The sequence below is a fragment of the Fibrella aquatilis genome (assembly GCF_017353255.1).
Classification (GTDB): Bacteria; Bacteroidota; Bacteroidia; order Cytophagales; family Spirosomataceae; genus Fibrella; species Fibrella aquatilis.
Window position 1 is genome coordinate 368476 of sequence record NZ_JAFMYU010000001.1, and the last position, 18450, is coordinate 386925.

An 18450-nucleotide genomic window follows, 5' to 3' on the forward strand; every position below is an offset into this window, starting at 1 on the left:
AGCGTGAGCGAAGGCAGGCGTGAGGTGTAGCGGGCTGTGGGCAACCCAACAACGAAGGCTACAAAATCCAAGCCAGAGCACCGGCCATCCGCCCAACAGGAGTTTTGGACAGGATTAGACCTGTAAATAGTGATCGGTATTCGTTTTCCTGTATTTTCGGAACGCCATCAATATTGCCCTACCTTTGCCCAAATCAACTGGTGTCGCCTTACGTTGGTCGATGCAAATCCGGTGGAAGCACCGGTAGTCCCAACTAGTTTAGTGCTATGGAAACAGCTAACAACCCCAATAACGATGAACTGCTGCGGATCATTGATCTGCTGAATACTACTTACGAAGGTGAAGAAGCCTGGCATGGTCCCTCGGTGGCCGGTGCCATGCGCGACCTCACCCCCGACATAGTGGGTCGTCGCCTAACGCCTAACGTGCATACCATTGCCGAACTGGTTTTTCACATGACAAGCTGGCGCATTTTCTGCGTGAAGAAAATGCAGGGCGACGGTGAATTTGATATCCTTACACCCGAAAAAAACTTCGGTCAGCTGCCCGACAAGATCGATGATTTTGAGTGGGAGGCCCTGCAAATGGAATTGAGCCTGAGCCAGGAAGAACTCATCAACGAACTCGACAAGCGCGACGATGATGAGTTTCTGGAAGAGATCGTGCCCGGTCGTGATTATACCTACTACGACCTGCTTCACGGCATTATTAACCACGATACCTACCATACCGGGCAGATTCAGATTCTGAAAAAAGCGCTGGCTTTCAGCCATGCCGGTACCAGCCGTTTCGCCGATGAAGACGATGAATTTGGTGGAAAATTCGACCGCGAAGATTATTATTGAGTAGTCATACGCATGGAAATAGAGTTTTTTTAACTAGTTGACCAACAGAAGGTTAACAGTGTTAGATTAAGTCTATAGGACTTGAATAATTTGTTGACTTTGCTCTAAGAACTTTGCCGGAGTGGCACCCTGGAACTCAGTAGGAGCAGGGTGCCACTCCGGCAAAGTTCTTTTGCCTTTCACTCGTTCAAAATGAATTATTGGTTAGTCAAGACCGAGCCGGAGAAATATGGCTGGTCGCATTTTACCGCACAGGGCCGCGCCATTTGGGACGGGGTGCGCAACTACCAGGCGCGAAATAACCTGGCCGCCATGAAGCTGGGCGATCAGGTGCTGTTCTATCATAGCGTGTCGAACCCGGCGGTAGTAGGGGTGGGCACCGTTACCCGCGAAGCCTACCCTGACCCCACGGCTCCCGTTGAAGCCAACGGTAAACCAACGCCCTGGTGCGTAGTTGAACTGGAGCCTGCCCTGGCCTTTTCGCAGCCGGTGTCGCTGGCGCAGATCAAAGCCGAACCCATGCTGGCCAACATGGGGTTAATTAAACAGTCGCGGCTGTCGGTTATGCCCGTGAAGTCCGACGAGTACGACCAAATTCTACAGTGGGGGATGAAGTTCAAGGTTTAACGTCTAACGTTCAAAGTCCAAAGCCTAGGTGACCCTGTCTAAAGGTTGACTGAGGCATTGGAACTGCTCATGCGTCAGCCAACTTTAAACGTTAGACTTTAAACGTTAAACTTCCCCTTTCCCTCCATGGCCCTTCTCCAACCCATTCTTGATCTAGTCGACTTGCTCTACAAAAAAGGCCTGCGCGATGTGGTGATCTCGCCGGGGTCGCGGTCGGCACCGCTCACACTGGCGGTGGCGCGGCATCCGGGCCTGCGCACCCGCGTAGTGCCCGACGAGCGGTCGGCGGGGTTCACGGCACTGGGCATGGCGCAGATGACCGGGCTACCCGTGGCCCTCATCTGCACGTCGGGGAGCGCGGTGTATAACCTGAGTCCTGCCTTGGCCGAGGCGTATTTTCAGGAAGTACCGCTGCTCTTGCTCACCGCCGACCGTCCGCCTGAATGGCTCTACCAACAGGACGGGCAGACGATTGCGCAGGCGGGTATTTTTGGCACACACGTCAAGCGCAGCTACGACCTCCCCGCCGATTACACCCATGCCGATGCCCGCTGGTTTATTGAACGCACTGGTAATGAAGCAGTTAATTTGTGCGCCGCCACGCCGTCGGGACCAGTCCATATCAACATCCCCCTGCGCGAACCGTTCTACCCTAAGGCCGATGAATCCTTTGTGTATGGGGCCGGTAGGATGGTAGAGGCATTGCCTGTTGACAGGCAGTTGCCAACCCCTGTGTGGCACTCGCTGCTGGACGAATGGGACGCCACCGAACGCAAGCTGATTGCCGTGGGGCAGATGCCCTACTCGCCCGAACTAATCAGGTTGCTTACACAGATCAGCCAGGAGTTGCAGGTACCGGTGATAGGCGAAATCATTAGCAACCTAGGGCGTAATGAGCTGTTTATCAGTACGTCAGACACGCTGCTGGCGCAAAAGGATACAGCCCTGCTGAAGCAACTACGCCCCGATTTGCTCATTACGCTGGGTAATTCATTCCTGACGCGCAACCTGAAAACATACCTCCGCACCTACCCGCCCACGCGCCATTGGCACATCCGCCCCACCACCGAACGGCTCATCGACCCGTTCCGGTCCATGACCACGCAGATACCGATGGAGCCGCTGCCATTTCTGCAAAAGCTGCTGAACGATGTTGATTATCAGCGATTTAAGCAAGGCGACGATGACAGCGACGAAGAAAGCAGCTACCTCACCACCTGGCAAACCGCCGACAGCGCCGCCCGCCGACGGGTGGAAACGCACCTACGCGATGCTCCGTTTACCGACTGGTCGGCCACGCAGCGGGTGCTGGAAAGTCTACCCGACGGCTCGCACCTGCATCTGGGCAACAGTATGCCCGTTCGCTATGCCAACATGTGCGGGCTGGATGCCCGGCAGGAGGTACACGTCTGGGCCAACCGCGGCACGAGCGGCATAGACGGGTGCATGAGCACCGCCGTGGGCGCGGCCCTGCGTACCGAAACCATTGTGACGCTGCTCATCGGCGACGTATCATTTTTCTATGACCGCAACGCCCTCTGGCAACCCGACCTGCCCAACAACCTGCGTATCGTGCTGCTCAACAACGCCGGCGGGCATATTTTCCGCATCATCGATGGCTCCTCATCGCAGCCCGAACTGGAAACCTACTTCGAAACCCCCCATGATCTAACCGCCGAACGCACCGCCGCCGACCACCACTGCGATTACATGGCAGTTTCAGATAAAAACGGCCTTACAGAAGCCCTGGGCCACTTTTTTATCCCGTCAGACCGCCCGCAAATTCTGGAAATAAAGACAAATAAATTCGTGAATGAGGCTGATTTTAAGGTGTATAAAACAGCTCAGTTAAACCTATAAGGTTTTGAAAACCTTACAGGTTTTCTATTCACGTTCATACTGCGTATTGCTGAAGTAATATTAATTGATAATCTCTGCGTTCGAATTCGCTTCGAGATTTGCCAACCTTTCACGCCATTGCCGAATTTGTTCTGGTGTTTGTCTTACCCAATCGGTCAATTCACCAACAACTTTTAATGGAGCCTGGCTACGGTAGGAACGTGTCGGATTACCCGGAAATTTCTTGTCCGTAACGTTCGGGTCGTTCTCAAAAGTACCTGTCGGTTCAACGATATACACCCGTTCGTGTCCGTCACCTCTGGCCAGGGCAGCGGCTAGTCCCGCCCCATCGGGCAGGGCTGTGAAATAGATGTGATTCATGATGACGTCAGGCTTGTAATTCGACCTGAACCCTGCTGTCAGCAGATCGCCAATTTGCAAATCGGCTCTTGTTCCGTGATAAAAGGGACCGTTGTCCAAAACGGTAGCCTCACCAGTTACGATAGGTTTATTTTCCATTTCCCATTACCGGCAATTTGAATTAATCAAGTTTATAGCCTGTTCATCGCCAGCCTGTTGACCGCGCTGCCAGGTGGCGCAGGCTTGGGCTTTTTGGCCGAGGGCCAGTTGTGCTTCGCCCAGATAGCTATACAACTGATCGACCGACGAATCGAGTTTTTCTGCCTGTTGCAGACTGGCGAGTGCTTTGTCGGGTTGCTGTTGGCGGAGGTAGTAGATGCCCAGATTGCGGTGCGCCCAGGCGTTTTTGTCGTTGGCACGGAGGGCGTCGTCAATGAGTGGCTTGGCTTCGGCGTCGCGGTTGAGCATCAGGAGCAGGTAGCCTTTGTTGTTGCGGTAGTAGGGCTGGGTGGGTTGCTGCGTGAGGGCGCGTTCCACAAACGGCAAGGCCTGGGCGTATTGCCCCGTTTGCGCTAGCAACAGGGCCTGATTGTTCAGCGTCTCGGCACGATTTGGGTCAATGACCAGCGCCTGTTTCAGGTCGGCTTGGGCATCGGCGTAGCGTTTTTGACCGAAGGCGAGGGCCGCCCGGTTGGTAAGAGCTTCGGCGTTTTTGGGGTCGAGCAAAATGGCTTTGTCGAAGGCCGATTGGGCCTGTCCGGCGTTGTTCAGACCCGCGTAGGCCTCGCCCAGGCGGGTTTGGTAGAAGGTAGAGTCTTTGTAGGTTTTGGCAATCTGCCCTAAATCGCGGAGGGCATCAGTCGGTTGACCGGTGGCCAGAAAGACGTCGGCGCGGTTGAGGTAGGCGGGTTCAAAGGTGGCGTCGGTCTGGATGGCTTTGGTCAAATCGGCCTGGGCGGCTTCCAGATCACCGTTGCGGTAGTGGGCCAAGCCGCGGTTGCTGTAGGCGTCGGCGAAATCGCCCTTTTTGCCGATAGCTTCCGTATAATACCGGATGGCCTCTTTATACTCGCGCTTCTGCAACTGCACGTTCCCCTTCAAAAAAAACTGCGCCGCCTCGCCAGTACGGTCGGAACAGGAAGTAATGTACAATGTACAATGAACAATGTACAATGCCAAGAGCCAACCATACCGCCGCTTCTTCACCTTCACTCCAATATGCTGTAGGCCAGTGAACCGGAGGCCATTGTACATTGTACATTGTACATTATTCATTGCTCTATGCGCTATATAAAAGACCTCCCTCATCCGCAGATTAAGATTAGTCTGTATAGTTGGAACAGCAAATACATCGTAAAAATTGAGGCCGGTCCCTACGAACAGACCTATAAAATCGGTGAGTTCGACGTGACCGGCCCTGATGAGGTAGAGGCCATGCTGTCTGAAACCTTTATCGCCTCCGTCCTGACCCGCTTTCAGGAGATGGATAGGGATTGGAGCGGGGCTATCGCAGCGGTAAGTGATGAGTGGTAAGTGGTGAGTTTGCTGCCGCGTCTGATTACGCCTACGGCAGCAAACTCACCACTTACCACTCATCGTTTATCACTTGATAAAAAGCCACCTGTTATACAGCGCTTTCTGTTTGTCGGAGACGCTGGGCAGGGGTTCCAGGCGGTAGCCGTAGAGGGGGCTTTCGGTGAGTTGCACGGTGAACTCCCGGCTGATGCCCCCGCGGTTTACGCCTACTTTCAGGCGTTCGCCAGCCTTGCGGCCCGCGAGGGTTTTGTTCAGGTCGTCGGTCAGGGGCGCACCGTCGATGGCCACAATCTCGTCGCCTACGTTGAGGCCACCCAGTTCGGCAGCAGAGCCACGGCGAATGCCCATGACCGTAGCGCGGTTAGTGGCCGGGTTGGTGCGGGCCGTAGCTCCCAGAAAACCGCCCTGCTGCTGCCGGGCTTCGGGCGTGTCGGCGGTGTTGACCAGGCGCAGGCCCACCGGCTCGAAGTAGGCGTTGTAGTTCAGCGGACCGGTGCCATTTACCCCGTTGTCGAAGAAATCGGCCAGGTGCTTGCCCGCTATTTGCTCGGCGGCTTTGCGGAATTCGTCGTCGGTGAAGCCGCGCTGCTGTTTTTTGTAATATTCCTGGTACAGGTACCGCAGCAAATCATCCATCGACCGTTGGCCGTCGGTGGCGCTCAGGATGGCCAGGTTCAGCAGCGACCCCAGCACGGCTCCTTTAGAATAATACGATACCGTGCTATTGGCCGAATTCTCGTTGGGGCGGTAGTATTTGATCCACGCATCGAAGCTCGACTCCGCCGCCGACTGCACCCGGTTGCCCGGCCCGTTTTCGATGCCCGATATATCGCCTGCTACCACACGCAGGTACTCCTCTGGCGTATGAAAACCGGCCCGGCGCAGGATATAATCTTCATAGAACGACGTGCAACCCTCTGACAACCAGAGCATGTGCGTGTAATTCTCATTTTCGTAGTCGAACGGGCCGAGCGCAATGGGCCGGATGCGCTTCACGTTCCAGAGGTGGAAATATTCGTGGGCCACCAGGGTCAGAAAACCCTTGTAGTTGGTCTCGTTGGCATAGGCTACGCGGTTGGTTTGCAGCGTGGTCGAGTTCAGGTGTTCCAGTCCGCCGCCACCCACGTTGGTGTGGTGCACAATAAAGGTGTAGTCGGTGCAGGGGTGTTCGCCTACCACGGTGGCGGCGGTTTCGCACACGCGCTTGTAGTCGGCGGCGAGTTTGGCGGCATCATACTGCACGTTGCCGTACATCACCACCGTATGTGGAATTGCCTGCCCGGCGCGGTCGCTGCTTGTGGCAGGATTGTTCACCGTAAACGTGATGGTTTCGTGGTTGCCAATCTCTATCGGCGAATCCACCAGGATATCGTAGTTGGGTGCCTCGAAGGTGAAGGGCGCGTTGGCCACCGCTTTCATGCCCGTGTTCACCTTCTTCCAGCCCGTAAACGGCACCACCTGCACCTGCAACGGATTGTTTTTCAAGGCGTTGTGATACAGGAACATGGTCGCCCCGTTGAGGTAGCCGTGGGTATCGTCGAGGAAGCTGTTACGTACGCTGAACTCGTAGGCATAGACCCGGTAGCGCACGGTGATGTCGTCCGACTTCGTATACACCCGCCAGGTATTCTTGCTCACCTTCTCCGAGCGTACGGGCTGTGTACCGGCCAGGGCGGTGAACCCCTCCACGTTTTTGGCGTATTCGCGAATCAGGTAGGAGCCGGGCGTCCAGACGGGCATCTTCAGGTCGTAGTAGCCTTCTTTGCTGGCGTTGGTGGCTTTGGCAGCGTTTTGCAGGCGCATTTCCACCTCGAAATAGTGCGTTTGCGGCTGTGGCATCGAGAGCACGTACCGGATCTGCGGCGCGGGGGCGGGAGCGGGTTCGTCGGGGCGGGGCGGGTGCGCCGGGGCGTTGGCCAGGCAGTGGGGGCTAAAAGGGCCACTCAATAGGGTTAGCAGGGTGCAGGCTAAAAGGCCGTTGGCCAACAGTTTTTTCATACGGAAAGAGCACTACATTCGTTGATTGGGTAAGTTTACCGGGCCAAAACGGGCAGTTGAAGGCTGTTTTGGGCCTGCGAAACTACACTTCTTTCTACCCTTACACAACCGTTCACCGGTTCTATGCAGCTACTGTCACGCCGTTTTTTGGGTGTGCTGTGCGTGGGTTTTGCTTCGTTGCTATCCCCGCCCGTCACGGCCCAGCGCACCCTTACCTATACCGAACCCGACCTGTATTTTCGCAACGGCCTGGAACTGTTCGAGAAAACCAACTACGCCGCCGCCCGCGCCGAATTTGGCCGCTACCTGGCCCAGCGTCGGCCCCTGCTCAACGCCACGGGTAGCCCCGCTGCCGGGTCGCCCGCCGCCGACCCCAATGCCATTTCGGCGGAATACTACATTGCCCTGGCCAGTCTCTACGCCAATGATCCGGGTGCCGAAGCGCTGGTAGATCGGTTTGTGCGCAACCACAGCGAAAACCCCAAAGCCGGGCAACTTTACGGCGATCTGGGTACATACTATATTGGCCAGCAGGATTACACTAACGCCATTGTCTACCTGGAAAAGGCCGTCAATCAGGCCAATACGGGTACCCGCCAACGCGCCTTGCAGTATCAGCTAGCCCTGGCTTACTATAATACCCAGGATCTGGCGCGTGCCCTCCCCTTGTTCAACCAGGTTAAAACCGACCCGAACTTTGCCGATGCGTCGGCGGCGTCGTACTATGCCGGGGTAATCCTGTTCCGCAACGGCAACTACGCCGAGGCCGTCAACGACTTCCGGCGCATCCAGAACGACCCGACCTACAAAAACGAAGTGCCCAACTGGATTGCCCAGGCGCTCTACAAGCAGGGTCGCTACGACGAGCTAACGGCCTATACCGAACCACTGCTGGCCCGGTCGCCGGGTAACACGCTGGCGGAGGTAAGTTTATTTACTGCCGAAGTGTATTACCGGCAGGGGCAGTACGACCGCGCCATTCCGGCCTACAAACGCTACCTCGCCGCCAAAGGCACGGCCGCACCCGCCGCCATTCGCTACCGCTACGGGCAGTCGCTCTACAAAACGGGGGCTTATGCCGAAGCCATCAACCAGCTGAAAGGCCCGGCTGCCGGGAAAGATACCACCGCTCAATACGCCGCCTATACGCTGGGTATCAGCTATTTACAGTCCGATAATCCGGCTTATGCGCTCACGGCTTTCGACCAGGCGGGACGGTTGTCGTTTAGTCCGTCTATTCAGGAGGAGGCCCGCTTCACCCACGCCAAGCTCCAACTCGATCAGCAGCGCGGGGCCGACGCCATCAACGAGCTGAATGAGTTCCTGAAAAAATACCCCGACAGTAAGTTCGAGAATGAAGCCAACGAACTGCTGGGCGAGAGCTACCTGGCGTCGAACAATTACCCGGTGGCCATTGCGTACCTCGAAAAACTCAAGCGCCGCACCCCGCGCATTAACGCTACCTACCAGCGCCTTACCTATAATCAGGCGGTGGCCGATTTCAACGCCGAACGCTACGACGCGGCCCTGGTGAACCTGAACAAAGCCATTGCCACCCCCGCCGACGATGATGTCAAAGCCGACGCGACGTTCTGGAAGGCTGAGGCCCTGTCGGCGCAGAAAAAGTTTACCGAAGCCATTCCGCTCTACGCCGCCATCAAGTCGGGGGCCTACGCCGGGCGCAGTCAGTACGGGCTGGGCTATGCCTACTACAACCAGAAGGACTACGCCAAAGCGCTGACCTATTTCCGGGCCTTCACCCGGTCGAATCCCGACGATGCCGTGTTGCTGGGCGATGCACTCATCCGCACCGCCGACTGCCTGCTGGCCACCAAGCAATATACCGAGGCGGTGCAGGCTTATGACCGGGCCATCGAGACGGGCCGCGCCGACGCCGACTACGCCACCTACCAAAAAGCGGTCATTTTCACCTACGTCGGTCGCGATGCCGAGGCCCGCGCCCTGTTTGATCAGGTGCAGAAAAACCCCAACTCGCGCTACGCCGACGATGCCTTGTTTCAGACGGCCAACGTCGATTTCGAGAAAGGTAACTTCAGCGGTGCTGTCAATGGCTATTCGCGGTTGATCAGCACCAAACCAACCAGCTATCTCATTCCAGCGGCGTTACTAAAACGGGCCGTGGCCTACAGCAACCAGCAGCAGTACGATGGAGCCATTGCCGATTATAAGCGCATCCTGGCCGATTTTGGCAATACGTCCGAAGCCAAAAGTGCGCTGCTGGGCTTGCAAAATGCCCTTGACGATGCCGGCCGGGCTGAAGAGTTTTCGGGTGCGCTGGGCGACTACAAAAAGAAGAACCCCGGCAGCAGCGACACCGAGAAGGCCGAACTGGACAATGCCAAGTCGCTGTATTTCGCGGGCAAATACCCACAGGCTATCACGGCTTTTAAAGCTTTTGTGCAGGAGTACCCCAACAGTGCCAACGGGGCCGAGGCGCGGTATTACGGGGCCGATTCCTACGCCAAAACCGGCGACGTGCCGAGTGCGCTGAAGCTCTATAACCAACTGGTGCAGTCGGGGCAGACCGATTTTGCCACCAAAGCGGCCTCGCGGGCGGCTGAGTTGGAGCGCAAGGAACAGAATTATGCCAACGCCGTCCGGAATTACCGCTTTGTACTCAGCCGGGCCAACGAGCGTGCCGATCAGGTGACGGCGCAACTGGGGCTGATGGATACGTACATGGCTTACAAGATAGACTCGGCGGCGGTATATGCCCGTGAGCTGGTCAATGCGGGCAACGTGGTGCCGGGTGCCCAAAACCGGGCGCAACTGGTGCTGGGTAAAGTGGCCCTGGCCAAAGCCGATTACAAAACCGCCATCGCCGATTTCGAGAAAACCGTGGCCCTGGCCAAAGACGTGAGCGGGGCCGAAGCCAACTACCTCATCGGCGACGCGCAGTACCGGCAGAAAAAATACAAAGAGTCCATTGCCACGCTGCTCAAGTTCAACCAGGTGTTCGACGGCTTCGACTACTGGAAAGGCAAAGCCTTTTTGCTCGTGGCCGACAATAACATAGCCCTCGGCGAAACGGCTCAGGCCCGCGCCGTACTCAGCTCCATCATTGACAATGCCGCCGACGCGGAGATTGTGGCCGAAGCCAAAAAGAAACGCGATGCCCTCGGCGACAAGAACTAGCCCTAGCCACCCATGACATTCACGCAAAAAAATAGTATTAAGCGATCAATCAATTCACTGGTAGTCAGTGGATTGTTCTTTATCGGGACGACGTCTGTCATGCAGGCGCAGCAGCCGGGAAAACCGACGAATCCCGGTTCGATTGACAACCAGGAGATTACGGTAGAGAAGAGTCGCCGGATCGAGTTGCCACCCGCTACCCGGATCATCAACAAGATTCCGGCTCCCAAGCCCAACACCGACGCCCGCAAGCTGACCTACGAGTTTCAGGACCGCAAGCTCACCATTGGCGATCCGCGCATTCAGCCCACGGTACTCACGCCCGCGCAGGCCCAGGCCGAGGGGCGCACAGCCCTGTCGAACTACGTGAAAGTAGGGGCGGGCAACTACAATACGTTCTATGGCGAAGGGTTTTACCAGACCAGTACCGCCAGCGGGCTGGGGGTAGAGGCCTCGGCGCGGCACCTGTCGTCGGGTATTGGGCCGGTAGATGGGGCCAACTCGGCGCAGCGCGAAACCCGCCTTGACCTGAAGGGTAGCTACAACACGGGTAACATGAAACTGACCGGCGGCATTGGCTTCGACCAGCAGCGGTACTTTTTCTACGGCTACCGGCCTGTTTCGGAAAACGGTAACCGCGTGGTGCCCAGCCGCGACAGCCTGCTGCAACGGCTGAGCACGTTCCGGCTGAATCTGGGTATTGAGAACACGGGTAAAGACCAGGCCGTAGACTACGCCCTGCGCACCAGCCTGTCGAGCCTGAACGATGCCTACCGCGCCGCCGAAACCGACTGGACTACCCATTTTCAAAGTTCACTGGCCATTACCGATAACGTGGTGGCCCTGCTGGATGCCGACGCCAGTCTGACGCAACGCACTGACCGTGAGACCACTACGCGGAATTTGTTCCGGCTGCGGCCCGCGTTCAAGTATACGGCTTCTAATTTCGCCGTCACGCTGGCCTTGAACGCGGTAAACGAAACCGACAAGCTTCAGGGCATCAACAACACCAAAGCGTTTCCCGTTGTCAACATCGACGTGGTGCCAGCGGGTAATATCCACTTCTTCGCGGGGCTGGATGGCGACATTGTGCGGAACACCCTGCAAAGCTTTCTGTCGGAAAACCGCTGGCTGGCCCCCGACGTGCTGCTGGCCAACACCACCAAATCGTATGATATCTACGGCGGGTCAAAGGGCCAGCTGGGTGGTGGCTTCAGTTACGAAGGCAAGGTGTCGTATGCCCGGTACCGAAATTTCTACGCCTTCAACAATACCCTGGCCGATACCACGAAGTTTTTTACCCTCTATGACGGCGGCTATGCGCAGGTGCTGACCCTGTCGGGCCAACTGGGTTACGCGCCCAACGATCAGTTCCGGTCAACGCTGAAAGCCGACGTGTTCCGGTATGATCTCGACCGCCTCGACGATGCCTGGGGCCGTCCGCGGGTGTCGGCTAGTTGGCAGAATAGCTACACGCTGGACAAGAAGCTGTTTGTCACCTCCGATTTTTACGTCTACGGCGGCATTCGCAACAAAAATTTCGTGACCAACCAAACCGTTCAGCTGCCGGTAATTTACGATTTGAACCTGAAAATCGATTATCTGCTGGGCAAACAGGTATCGGCGTTTGTCTCGCTCAATAATATCATTGGCCAAACGTATCAGCGGTATTTGTATTACCGGGTGCAAGGGCTTAACTTTCTAGGCGGAATCTCATACTCCTTCTAATGGCTATGCAACCCATCGGCGATTACCTGAAAAAACTGCTCTACCAGTACGACTGCCTGGTTGTACCCGGTCTGGGGGCCTTTCTGACCCATGCCGTGTCGGCATCGTATAATGAGCGCGATGGCCTGTTTCTGCCCCCTCGCCGTCGGCTGGCGTTCAACGAAGCCATGCGCTTGGATGATGGGATCCTGACCAACTACATCATGTTTCATGAGCAGTGCCACCGCGAGGCTGCCCTGGCCCATATCGACGCTTTTGTGCAGGAGATTAAGCAGGCCGCGCAGCAGATGGGCAGCTTTTCGCTCGATGGCATCGGCCTGTTTTCGCTTAATGCCGAAAACAGCCTGCAATTCGATCCGGAGCTAAGGCACAACTTCCTCAGCAGCGCCTACGGCATGTCGGCTGTTCAGGTGCAAGGGGCGTCGGTGTTGCTGGCCCAGCCAGTGCTGGCCGTTACCGAAGAGCCAGTGCGGAATCCTGTTTTTGTGGTGAATCGTGAACAGGATGCCGATGAGGTTTCTGTATTCGAGATGCCCGTGCGGCAGCTGTCGCCGGGTTGGCGCTGGGCCGCAATGGCTTTCCTGGCCGGGTCGCTGGGCTTCATCAGCTACTTCACGATTATGCACCCTGACACCGGCTTGCAAAGCAGCCTGAACCCCGCGGCTATGTTCCGCGTGTTTGCGCCCTCGTCATGGCCTGCCTCGTCAACAGCCGAGCGGGAAACAACGACGCCCGTTGCGTCCCTAGCCACAACACCGGCTACACCCATTGCCACCCCGATTGCGCCAACTCCCGAACCAGTTGTGCCAGAAGCTACGCCTATGGCTTTGGCTCCCGCACCGGTTGCTGTTAAAAAGGCAGTTTTGAAGCCAGCTAAAACCCCGGCCGTTCCTGCCAGGACCACACCTGCCACCGTTGTTCCGGCTGCCGACGTACCAGCCACAGGGACCCCATTGGTTGCAACACCTACTGTAGCCGAGCCGGCCAAAGCGGCCCGATTAATAAAACCCTTCGCCGGTAGCCCCTTTGCTGTGGTGGTGGGTAGTTTTGCCAACCGGGCCAACGCCCTGCGGTTACGCAAACGCCTGATCGCAGCCGGCTATAGCGATGCTACGCTATTGCCCGTTCGCAAAGGCGAACTCATCAAAGTAGCTGCCGTGGGTGCCGCCACACTCGACGAGGCTGCCGTCAGCCAAGATTCATTGACGCAGTTTACCGGTACAAAGGCGTTGATCGTCCGCAATCGGTAGCTGTCGGACTGTATCATTCACAAATGAACACGCACAAAAGGCAGCCTAAGGGTTGCCTTTTTTTCTGGTTAAGCGGTTTCGTTATAACGAAATAGGGTTTAGCACCGTTATTTTGGCATAGTTACCCGTTTCTTTTCCACCTGTTCCATGCGCATTACCTACGATAACGAAGCTGAAGCCCGCACCGCCGCCCTTGCTGGGGCCTTCGGTGTAATGGTGCTGTTGCTGATCGTGCTGTTTTTGGTGAGTATTTCGGCCAGCCGCCCGCAGCCACCACCGGTTGAATACATCGAAGTCAACTTCGGTACCTCGAACGTGGGGAGTGGTTCGGTACAGACCTACAATAAGCCCGACCCATCGCCCCGGGCCGAAAATGTCAAGGCGTCGGAAGATCGGCCCAACCCGAAAGTGACCACCACACCCCGCGTGGAGCGCACCCGGCCTACACCCGCCGAGCGCACACCCGATGTTAAACCGACAAAAACGATAACTGAAAAGCCCATTATTGCCTCGAAAGCCGAAAGCCCGGTATCGGTGCCCGAACGTCCCGAAACCAAGCGGCCCGAATCGGCTTCGCCCAAAACCGTAACGGCCCCGCCCCGCGCAGAGCCGACCAAAAAAGTGGAGACGGTTGACCCTAATGCGCTCTACAAAAAATCGTCGGGCGGGGGTGGATCCAACGGTACCAACGGCAAGGCGTCGGGCATTGGTGGCAACAACAACGGCGACGACAAGTCGGGCGTGGGCGATAAAGGGAATCCAGACGGGAATATCAACGCCAAAGAATTCTACGGTAAGCCAGGCGGGTCATCGTCGGGGGTGGCCCTGAACGTGTCGGGCTGGGCATTTGGCAATAACCGCCTCGACAAAGACGATTCGGACGAGGGGGGAAAGATCATCTACCAGATTCGCGTGGACAGCGACGGTAACATTGTGTCGGCCAGGGCTATTCAGCAAACGGTCAGTCCCTCGGTCGAGAGTTTTTATCGTCGTCAGGTGTTGCGGTTTAAACTGCGTCCCAAAGGCTCTGTTACGCCTTCTGACATTGCCACCGGCACCCTGACGGTAAACATCAGTGCCAAGTAATTTCCAATGACCTATCCTGAAGCGGTCGAGTATCTCTACGACCGGCTCCCTGTTTTTCACCGGGTTGGGGCGGTGGCCTATAAGCCTGGTCTCGATAACACCCTGGCCCTGCTCGCCGCGCTGGGCAACCCGCATCAGCAGTTTCGCAGTATCCACGTGGCGGGTACCAACGGCAAAGGCAGCACGTCGCACTTGCTGGCCAGCATCTACCAGTCGGCGGGTTACCGGGTTGGTCTCTACACGTCGCCGCACCTGAAATCGTTCACCGAACGCATCCGCGTGAATGGGCAACCCATTGATGAACAGGCAGTTGCGCAGTTTGTCGGGTCCAACCAGGCGGTGATCGAGCGGCTACAGCCATCTTTTTTTGAAGTGACGGTGGCCATGGCGTTTGCGCAGTTTGCCCAACAGCGGGTGGACCTGGCCATTGTGGAGGTGGGACTGGGCGGCCGACTGGATTCAACCAACGTGATTACGCCCGAACTGAGTGTCATTACCAACATCGGGTTCGATCATACCGATTTGCTGGGTAATACGCTGGGCCTGATTGCGGGCGAGAAAGCAGGCATCATTAAGCCAACGGTGCCGGTGGTGATAGGAGAGAGGCACACAGAGACGCAGCCCGTTTTTGACTCCGTAGCCACCACCCAACAGGCCGAGATAACCTATGCCGACACCGTATGGCAGTGCACGGATGGCGGCCTGGCCACTGGCATTCGGACGGTAGAGGCTGCCCGGCTGGATACGCCTGCGCCGAACCGGTTAACGCTCCAGTTGCCACTATTGGGATTATACCAGCTGAACAACCTGCAAACGGTACTGACGGCTGTGACTACGGTTCAGGCTAGCTGGCCGGTGGCTGATGAGGCCATTGAAGCGGGGTGCCGGCTGGTTTTGCAACAGACGGGGTTACGGGGGCGGTTTCAGCCTATTGAGATTCCGTCGTCGGTCTCGGTGTCGCCGCCACTTGTCTTTGCTGACACCGCCCATAACCAACCAGGTTTGGAAGCACTGTTTGCCACTGTGCAAACCATTCCGCACCGGCAACTGCATGTGGTGATGGGCCTGGTGCGTGAAAAACGCGAAGCCGACATCTGGCCCCTCTTTCCAGATGGGGCGCGGTATTACTTTTGTGCTGCCCACCTGCCCAGGGCGCTACCCGTGGATGAACTGGCCGAGATGGCAGCGCAACACGGAAAGCGCGGCGCTACGTTTGCCGACGTCAACGAGGCTCTGCTGGCGGCACTAGCATCGGCCCACCCCGACGACCTGGTGCTGGTAACGGGTAGTACATACATTGTGGCCGAACTGGCCTATTTAGATTAAACAAGCATGAGTGGTCGATTGAAATTGCAGCGGTTTGAGCAAAACCGGCTGGCCTATAATGTCATTGAGCGGGGAAAACCAGCCTATACCACCATTAGGGGGGGCTGGAATACAAATCAATTTCCTACCGATCAGCCCATTGTGCTGGAATTAGGCTGTGGTAAAGGGGAATATACGGTGGGTTTAGCGCGGGCTTTTCCCGAAAAAAACTTTATCGGTGTTGATGTGAAAGGCGACCGCATTGCGCGTGGCTCCCAGCAGGCCATGACCGACAACCTGACCAACGCGGCTTTCCTGCGCACCGACATTCAGTACCTGGCTGAGTTTTTCGCGCCGGGCGAAGTGAGCGAAATCTGGATTACCTTCCCCGATCCACAACCCCGTGACAAGCAGGAAAAACACAGACTCACCTACGCCAGATTCCTGGCCCTATATGGTTCGTTGCTAAAACCGGGGGGGCTGCTCCACCTGAAGACCGACAACCCACCGTTTTTTGCCTACAGCCTGGAATCGCTGCCCGCCAACGGCTTCACCCTGCTCGACTGGACGACTGATCTTTATAATTCGCCCCTGAACGAGCGGCATCTGGGCATACAGACGAAGTACGAAGCCATGTTCTTTGCCAAAGGGTTCTCCATTAATTACCTCGTCAGCCAATGGGCTGGTGCGTCAACGGGTAGTTAGCCCAACCGAGGTCACGGCAGCGGGGTAGAAGGGGATAACGGCTTCTGGCTCAGCAATTTCCGGATGCCAGCGCTTTTCCCACTCAAAACTATAATACCCGTTGTAGCCACCAGCCTGCAAGGCAGCAATGGCCTCCCGCAGCGGTGCTTCTCCCTGCCCAACCGGTACGTACCGGGGTTTGCCAGCCTGGAGCATGGCGTCTTTCACGTGCACATGCCGGATGTAGGGGGCCAGTGCCCGATACACATCACCCACCGGTTCATGGGCATCGACCCACATATTGACGATGTCCCAGATAAGCCCAACGTGTGGGTGCTTCGCCTGTTGCATGAGGGGGAGCAGGAGGTCGGTGCGGGTTAGCTCACCGTGTGATTCGAGCAGCACGCTTACCCCGCTGCTACGGGCGTATGTCCCCAGTTCCAGCAAACCCTGACTGATGAGCGCCAGGGTTTGCTCCCGGTTCTGGTCGGGGGAAAGCTGATCGGGGAAGACGCGGACAAACGGGCAGTCGAGCTGGTGGGCCAGGTCGATGTAGCGCTGGGCCTCGTCGAGGTGCTGAGTCCGTTTGGCCCTGTCAGCGTGGTGGAGTTGCGCCGAAGAACCCAGGTTGCAGATATGGACGCCTGACTGGGCAAACTGTCTCTTTATGTCCGCTGCCCGCCCTGCCGAGGCAAATTCCGGGCTTTTGGTCAGGTCCAATTCGCCCCTTAGCCCCCGGAGTTCTACACCCTGATACCCACCCCGAACGGCTGTAGCTATGATGGTGGCGAGATCCCAGTTTGGGCATCCGAGGGTAGAAAAGGCCAGTTTCGGCTTGGTCCCTGGCAAGGTTGCTCCCTGTAGTTGAGGAAAGCAACCAGCTGCCAACCCGGTGAGGACTACTTTAAGGGCAGAGCGCCGTGCTAGTATAGGTGTCATTGCGAGTGAGGTGGTATCAATATCGTTGTTTTTCGGCTTTCGTAAAAACTTCGGTTGATGGAACAGGGTCAACTGGCCTGCTTGACTCCTGTTGATCGCTATGAATTCACCGACCAATTATTAAGTTGTAGTTTGATTATATTAATTTTGTTGTATGAGCATGATACCAGCATCCTCCAATCTGACTTACACGGATGCCGATTTGACACCCAAAGGGTTTAACGTCTACGAGATGTCGGGGGCCGTGCCTAATCTGCTTGTTAGTGGTCGCCGGGACTATTACAAGATCGTTCTTAGAACGGGTGATATGACGATCTTCTCAGGCGATCAAACGATTGAGGTCAAGGACACCTACTTATTTTTTGCTAATCCCCACGTGCCTCATTCGGTGGTTGATCGTTCCAACGGAGAAAAGCGTTATGCCTGCCTGTTCACTGAGGCCTTCATTGCGGGCCGGGAACGAACGGAACTCCTGCACAGTTCGCCCCTGTTTCGCGTTGATGCTTCCCCCGTTATTCCCCTTACCGATGAGCAGGCGGTGTTTATGACTGGGCTTTTCCGGCAGATGTTGTTGGTTCACCAAGGTGACTATGCCCGTGGAGATGACCTGCTGAAAACCTGCTTAGAACTTCTCCTGCACGAAGCCCTCCGGCTTCAGCCCATCCAGCCGGGGCTTCCAGCAACCAATGGGGCTGCCCGGATCACCCGGCTGTTTCTGGAATTGCTGGAAGGACAATTTCCCATCGAAACCAGTGCCAGGCCTCTCCAGGCCAGAACGGCCAATGACTTTGCTCAACGGCTCTCCGTACACGTCAACTACCTCAACCGAGCGGTCAAAGAAGTGACTGGCAAACCGACTTCCGTCCACATTGCCGAACGAGTTGCCGTCGAAGCTAAAGCACTGTTGCAGCATACCGACTGGTCCGTCGCCGACATCGCCTACAGCCTGGGGTTTGACTACCCTACCTACTTCAATAATTTCTTTAAACGGCTGACGGGGCGTATTCCTAAAACCTTTCGGAAAGCTAAGGTTTGATAGTCATACTTTTTGGTTCGATTCTCTTTATTAATGGCCTACGGGTAAGCGCGAACTTTGT

15 protein-coding genes are annotated in these 18450 nt (G+C 56.5%); 11 read left to right on the forward strand and 4 right to left on the reverse strand.

What is annotated here, in order from left to right; translation table 11 throughout:
* Positions 1-266: 266 nt before the first annotated feature.
* The 3 genes from J2I48_RS01600 to menD all read left to right on the forward strand — a co-directional run bounded on the left by J2I48_RS01600 (position 267) and on the right by menD (position 3332).
* Positions 267-845: a DinB family protein gene (locus J2I48_RS01600; protein WP_207333622.1), complete on the forward strand. Its 579-nt coding sequence runs from the start codon at positions 267-269 to the stop codon at positions 843-845.
* A 192-nt stretch (positions 846-1037) separates the two neighbouring features.
* Entirely contained in the window at positions 1038-1472 is a 435-nt protein-coding gene (locus J2I48_RS01605; protein WP_207333623.1) for an EVE domain-containing protein, read from the forward strand.
* A gap of 126 nt (positions 1473-1598) precedes the next feature.
* The gene (menD, locus tag J2I48_RS01610) at positions 1599-3332 is read left to right on the forward strand and encodes a 2-succinyl-5-enolpyruvyl-6-hydroxy-3-cyclohexene-1-carboxylic-acid synthase (RefSeq protein WP_207333624.1); all 1734 of its coding nucleotides are present in this window, start codon (positions 1599-1601) and stop codon (positions 3330-3332) included.
* Between the two features lie 60 nt (positions 3333-3392).
* On the opposite strand, the gene arr is transcribed toward menD, so the two are convergent.
* Both arr and J2I48_RS01620 read right to left on the reverse strand, forming a co-directional pair.
* A complete protein-coding gene (arr, locus tag J2I48_RS01615) occupies positions 3393-3830 on the reverse strand; it encodes an NAD(+)--rifampin ADP-ribosyltransferase (RefSeq protein ID WP_207333625.1) in 438 nt (145 codons plus the stop codon).
* A 6-nt stretch (positions 3831-3836) separates the two neighbouring features.
* Positions 3837-4823 carry a tetratricopeptide repeat protein gene (locus J2I48_RS01620; RefSeq protein ID WP_229375711.1) on the reverse strand — a complete coding sequence of 329 codons (987 nt, stop codon included), beginning with the start codon at positions 4821-4823 and terminating at the stop codon, positions 3837-3839.
* 129 nt (positions 4824-4952) lie between these two features.
* Between J2I48_RS01620 and J2I48_RS01625 the strand changes: the two genes are divergently transcribed.
* Positions 4953-5204, forward strand: coding sequence for a hypothetical protein (locus tag J2I48_RS01625; RefSeq protein ID WP_207333627.1), 252 nt, complete (start codon positions 4953-4955; stop codon positions 5202-5204).
* Between the two features lie 69 nt (positions 5205-5273).
* Here J2I48_RS01625 and J2I48_RS01630 read toward each other — a convergent pair whose 3' ends face one another.
* A complete protein-coding gene (locus J2I48_RS01630) occupies positions 5274-7205 on the reverse strand; it encodes a M61 family metallopeptidase (RefSeq protein ID WP_262899079.1) in 1932 nt (643 codons plus the stop codon).
* A 123-nt stretch (positions 7206-7328) separates the two neighbouring features.
* Here J2I48_RS01630 and J2I48_RS01635 point away from each other — a divergent pair, with 123 nt between their 5' ends.
* From J2I48_RS01635 to trmB, 6 genes are all read left to right on the forward strand, one after another.
* Positions 7329-10361 carry a tetratricopeptide repeat protein gene (locus J2I48_RS01635; RefSeq protein WP_207333628.1) on the forward strand — a complete coding sequence of 1011 codons (3033 nt, stop codon included), beginning with the start codon at positions 7329-7331 and terminating at the stop codon, positions 10359-10361.
* Between the two features lie 12 nt (positions 10362-10373).
* Positions 10374-12089: a TonB-dependent receptor gene (locus tag J2I48_RS01640; RefSeq protein ID WP_310587244.1), complete on the forward strand. Its 1716-nt coding sequence runs from the start codon at positions 10374-10376 to the stop codon at positions 12087-12089.
* The gene (locus tag J2I48_RS01645) at positions 12089-13339 is read left to right on the forward strand and encodes an HU domain-containing protein (RefSeq protein ID WP_207333629.1); all 1251 of its coding nucleotides are present in this window, start codon (positions 12089-12091) and stop codon (positions 13337-13339) included. Before J2I48_RS01640 ends, J2I48_RS01645 begins: the two co-directional genes overlap by 1 nt.
* A gap of 147 nt (positions 13340-13486) precedes the next feature.
* Complete coding sequence (locus J2I48_RS01650; RefSeq protein ID WP_207333630.1) at positions 13487-14425, forward strand: hypothetical protein; 939 nt, start codon at positions 13487-13489, stop codon at positions 14423-14425.
* Between the two features lie 6 nt (positions 14426-14431).
* Positions 14432-15751, forward strand: a complete 1320-nt coding sequence (locus J2I48_RS01655; RefSeq protein ID WP_207333631.1) for a bifunctional folylpolyglutamate synthase/dihydrofolate synthase — start codon at positions 14432-14434, stop codon at positions 15749-15751.
* A 6-nt stretch (positions 15752-15757) separates the two neighbouring features.
* A complete protein-coding gene (gene trmB / locus J2I48_RS01660; RefSeq protein ID WP_207333632.1) occupies positions 15758-16435 on the forward strand; it encodes a tRNA (guanosine(46)-N7)-methyltransferase TrmB in 678 nt (225 codons plus the stop codon).
* Here trmB and J2I48_RS01665 read toward each other — a convergent pair.
* Positions 16421-17353 (reverse strand): sugar phosphate isomerase/epimerase family protein, encoded by a 933-nt coding sequence (locus J2I48_RS01665; RefSeq protein WP_207333633.1) that lies wholly within the window; start codon positions 17351-17353, stop codon positions 16421-16423. The two genes, trmB and J2I48_RS01665, sit on opposite strands and share 15 nt — an antisense overlap.
* Positions 17354-17507: 154 nt before the next feature.
* Here J2I48_RS01665 and J2I48_RS01670 point away from each other — a divergent pair, with 154 nt between their 5' ends.
* Positions 17508-18389: a helix-turn-helix domain-containing protein gene (locus tag J2I48_RS01670; RefSeq protein ID WP_229375713.1), complete on the forward strand. Its 882-nt coding sequence runs from the start codon at positions 17508-17510 to the stop codon at positions 18387-18389.
* Positions 18390-18450: the final 61 nt, after the last annotated feature.

Excerpts from the sequence above, each read along its gene's own strand:
- J2I48_RS01600 (WP_207333622.1), top strand. The coding sequence starts at position 267 with ATGGAAACAGCTAACAACCCCAATAACGATGAACTGCTGCGGATCATT.
- J2I48_RS01605 (WP_207333623.1), top strand. The coding sequence starts at position 1,038 with ATGAATTATTGGTTAGTCAAGACCGAGCCGGAGAAATATGGCTGGTCG.
- menD (WP_207333624.1), top strand. The coding sequence starts at position 1,599 with ATGGCCCTTCTCCAACCCATTCTTGATCTAGTCGACTTGCTCTACAAA.
- arr (WP_207333625.1), bottom strand. The coding sequence starts at position 3,830 with ATGGAAAATAAACCTATCGTAACTGGTGAGGCTACCGTTTTGGACAAC.
- J2I48_RS01625 (WP_207333627.1), top strand. The coding sequence starts at position 4,953 with ATGCGCTATATAAAAGACCTCCCTCATCCGCAGATTAAGATTAGTCTG.
- J2I48_RS01630 (WP_262899079.1), bottom strand. The coding sequence starts at position 7,205 with ATGAAAAAACTGTTGGCCAACGGCCTTTTAGCCTGCACCCTGCTAACC.
- J2I48_RS01635 (WP_207333628.1), top strand. The coding sequence starts at position 7,329 with ATGCAGCTACTGTCACGCCGTTTTTTGGGTGTGCTGTGCGTGGGTTTT.
- J2I48_RS01640 (WP_310587244.1), top strand. The coding sequence starts at position 10,374 with ATGACATTCACGCAAAAAAATAGTATTAAGCGATCAATCAATTCACTG.
- J2I48_RS01645 (WP_207333629.1), top strand. The coding sequence starts at position 12,089 with ATGGCTATGCAACCCATCGGCGATTACCTGAAAAAACTGCTCTACCAG.
- J2I48_RS01650 (WP_207333630.1), top strand. The coding sequence starts at position 13,487 with ATGCGCATTACCTACGATAACGAAGCTGAAGCCCGCACCGCCGCCCTT.
- J2I48_RS01655 (WP_207333631.1), top strand. The coding sequence starts at position 14,432 with ATGACCTATCCTGAAGCGGTCGAGTATCTCTACGACCGGCTCCCTGTT.
- trmB (WP_207333632.1), top strand. The coding sequence starts at position 15,758 with ATGAGTGGTCGATTGAAATTGCAGCGGTTTGAGCAAAACCGGCTGGCC.
- J2I48_RS01665 (WP_207333633.1), bottom strand. The coding sequence starts at position 17,353 with ATGACACCTATACTAGCACGGCGCTCTGCCCTTAAAGTAGTCCTCACC.
- J2I48_RS01670 (WP_229375713.1), top strand. The coding sequence starts at position 17,508 with ATGAGCATGATACCAGCATCCTCCAATCTGACTTACACGGATGCCGAT.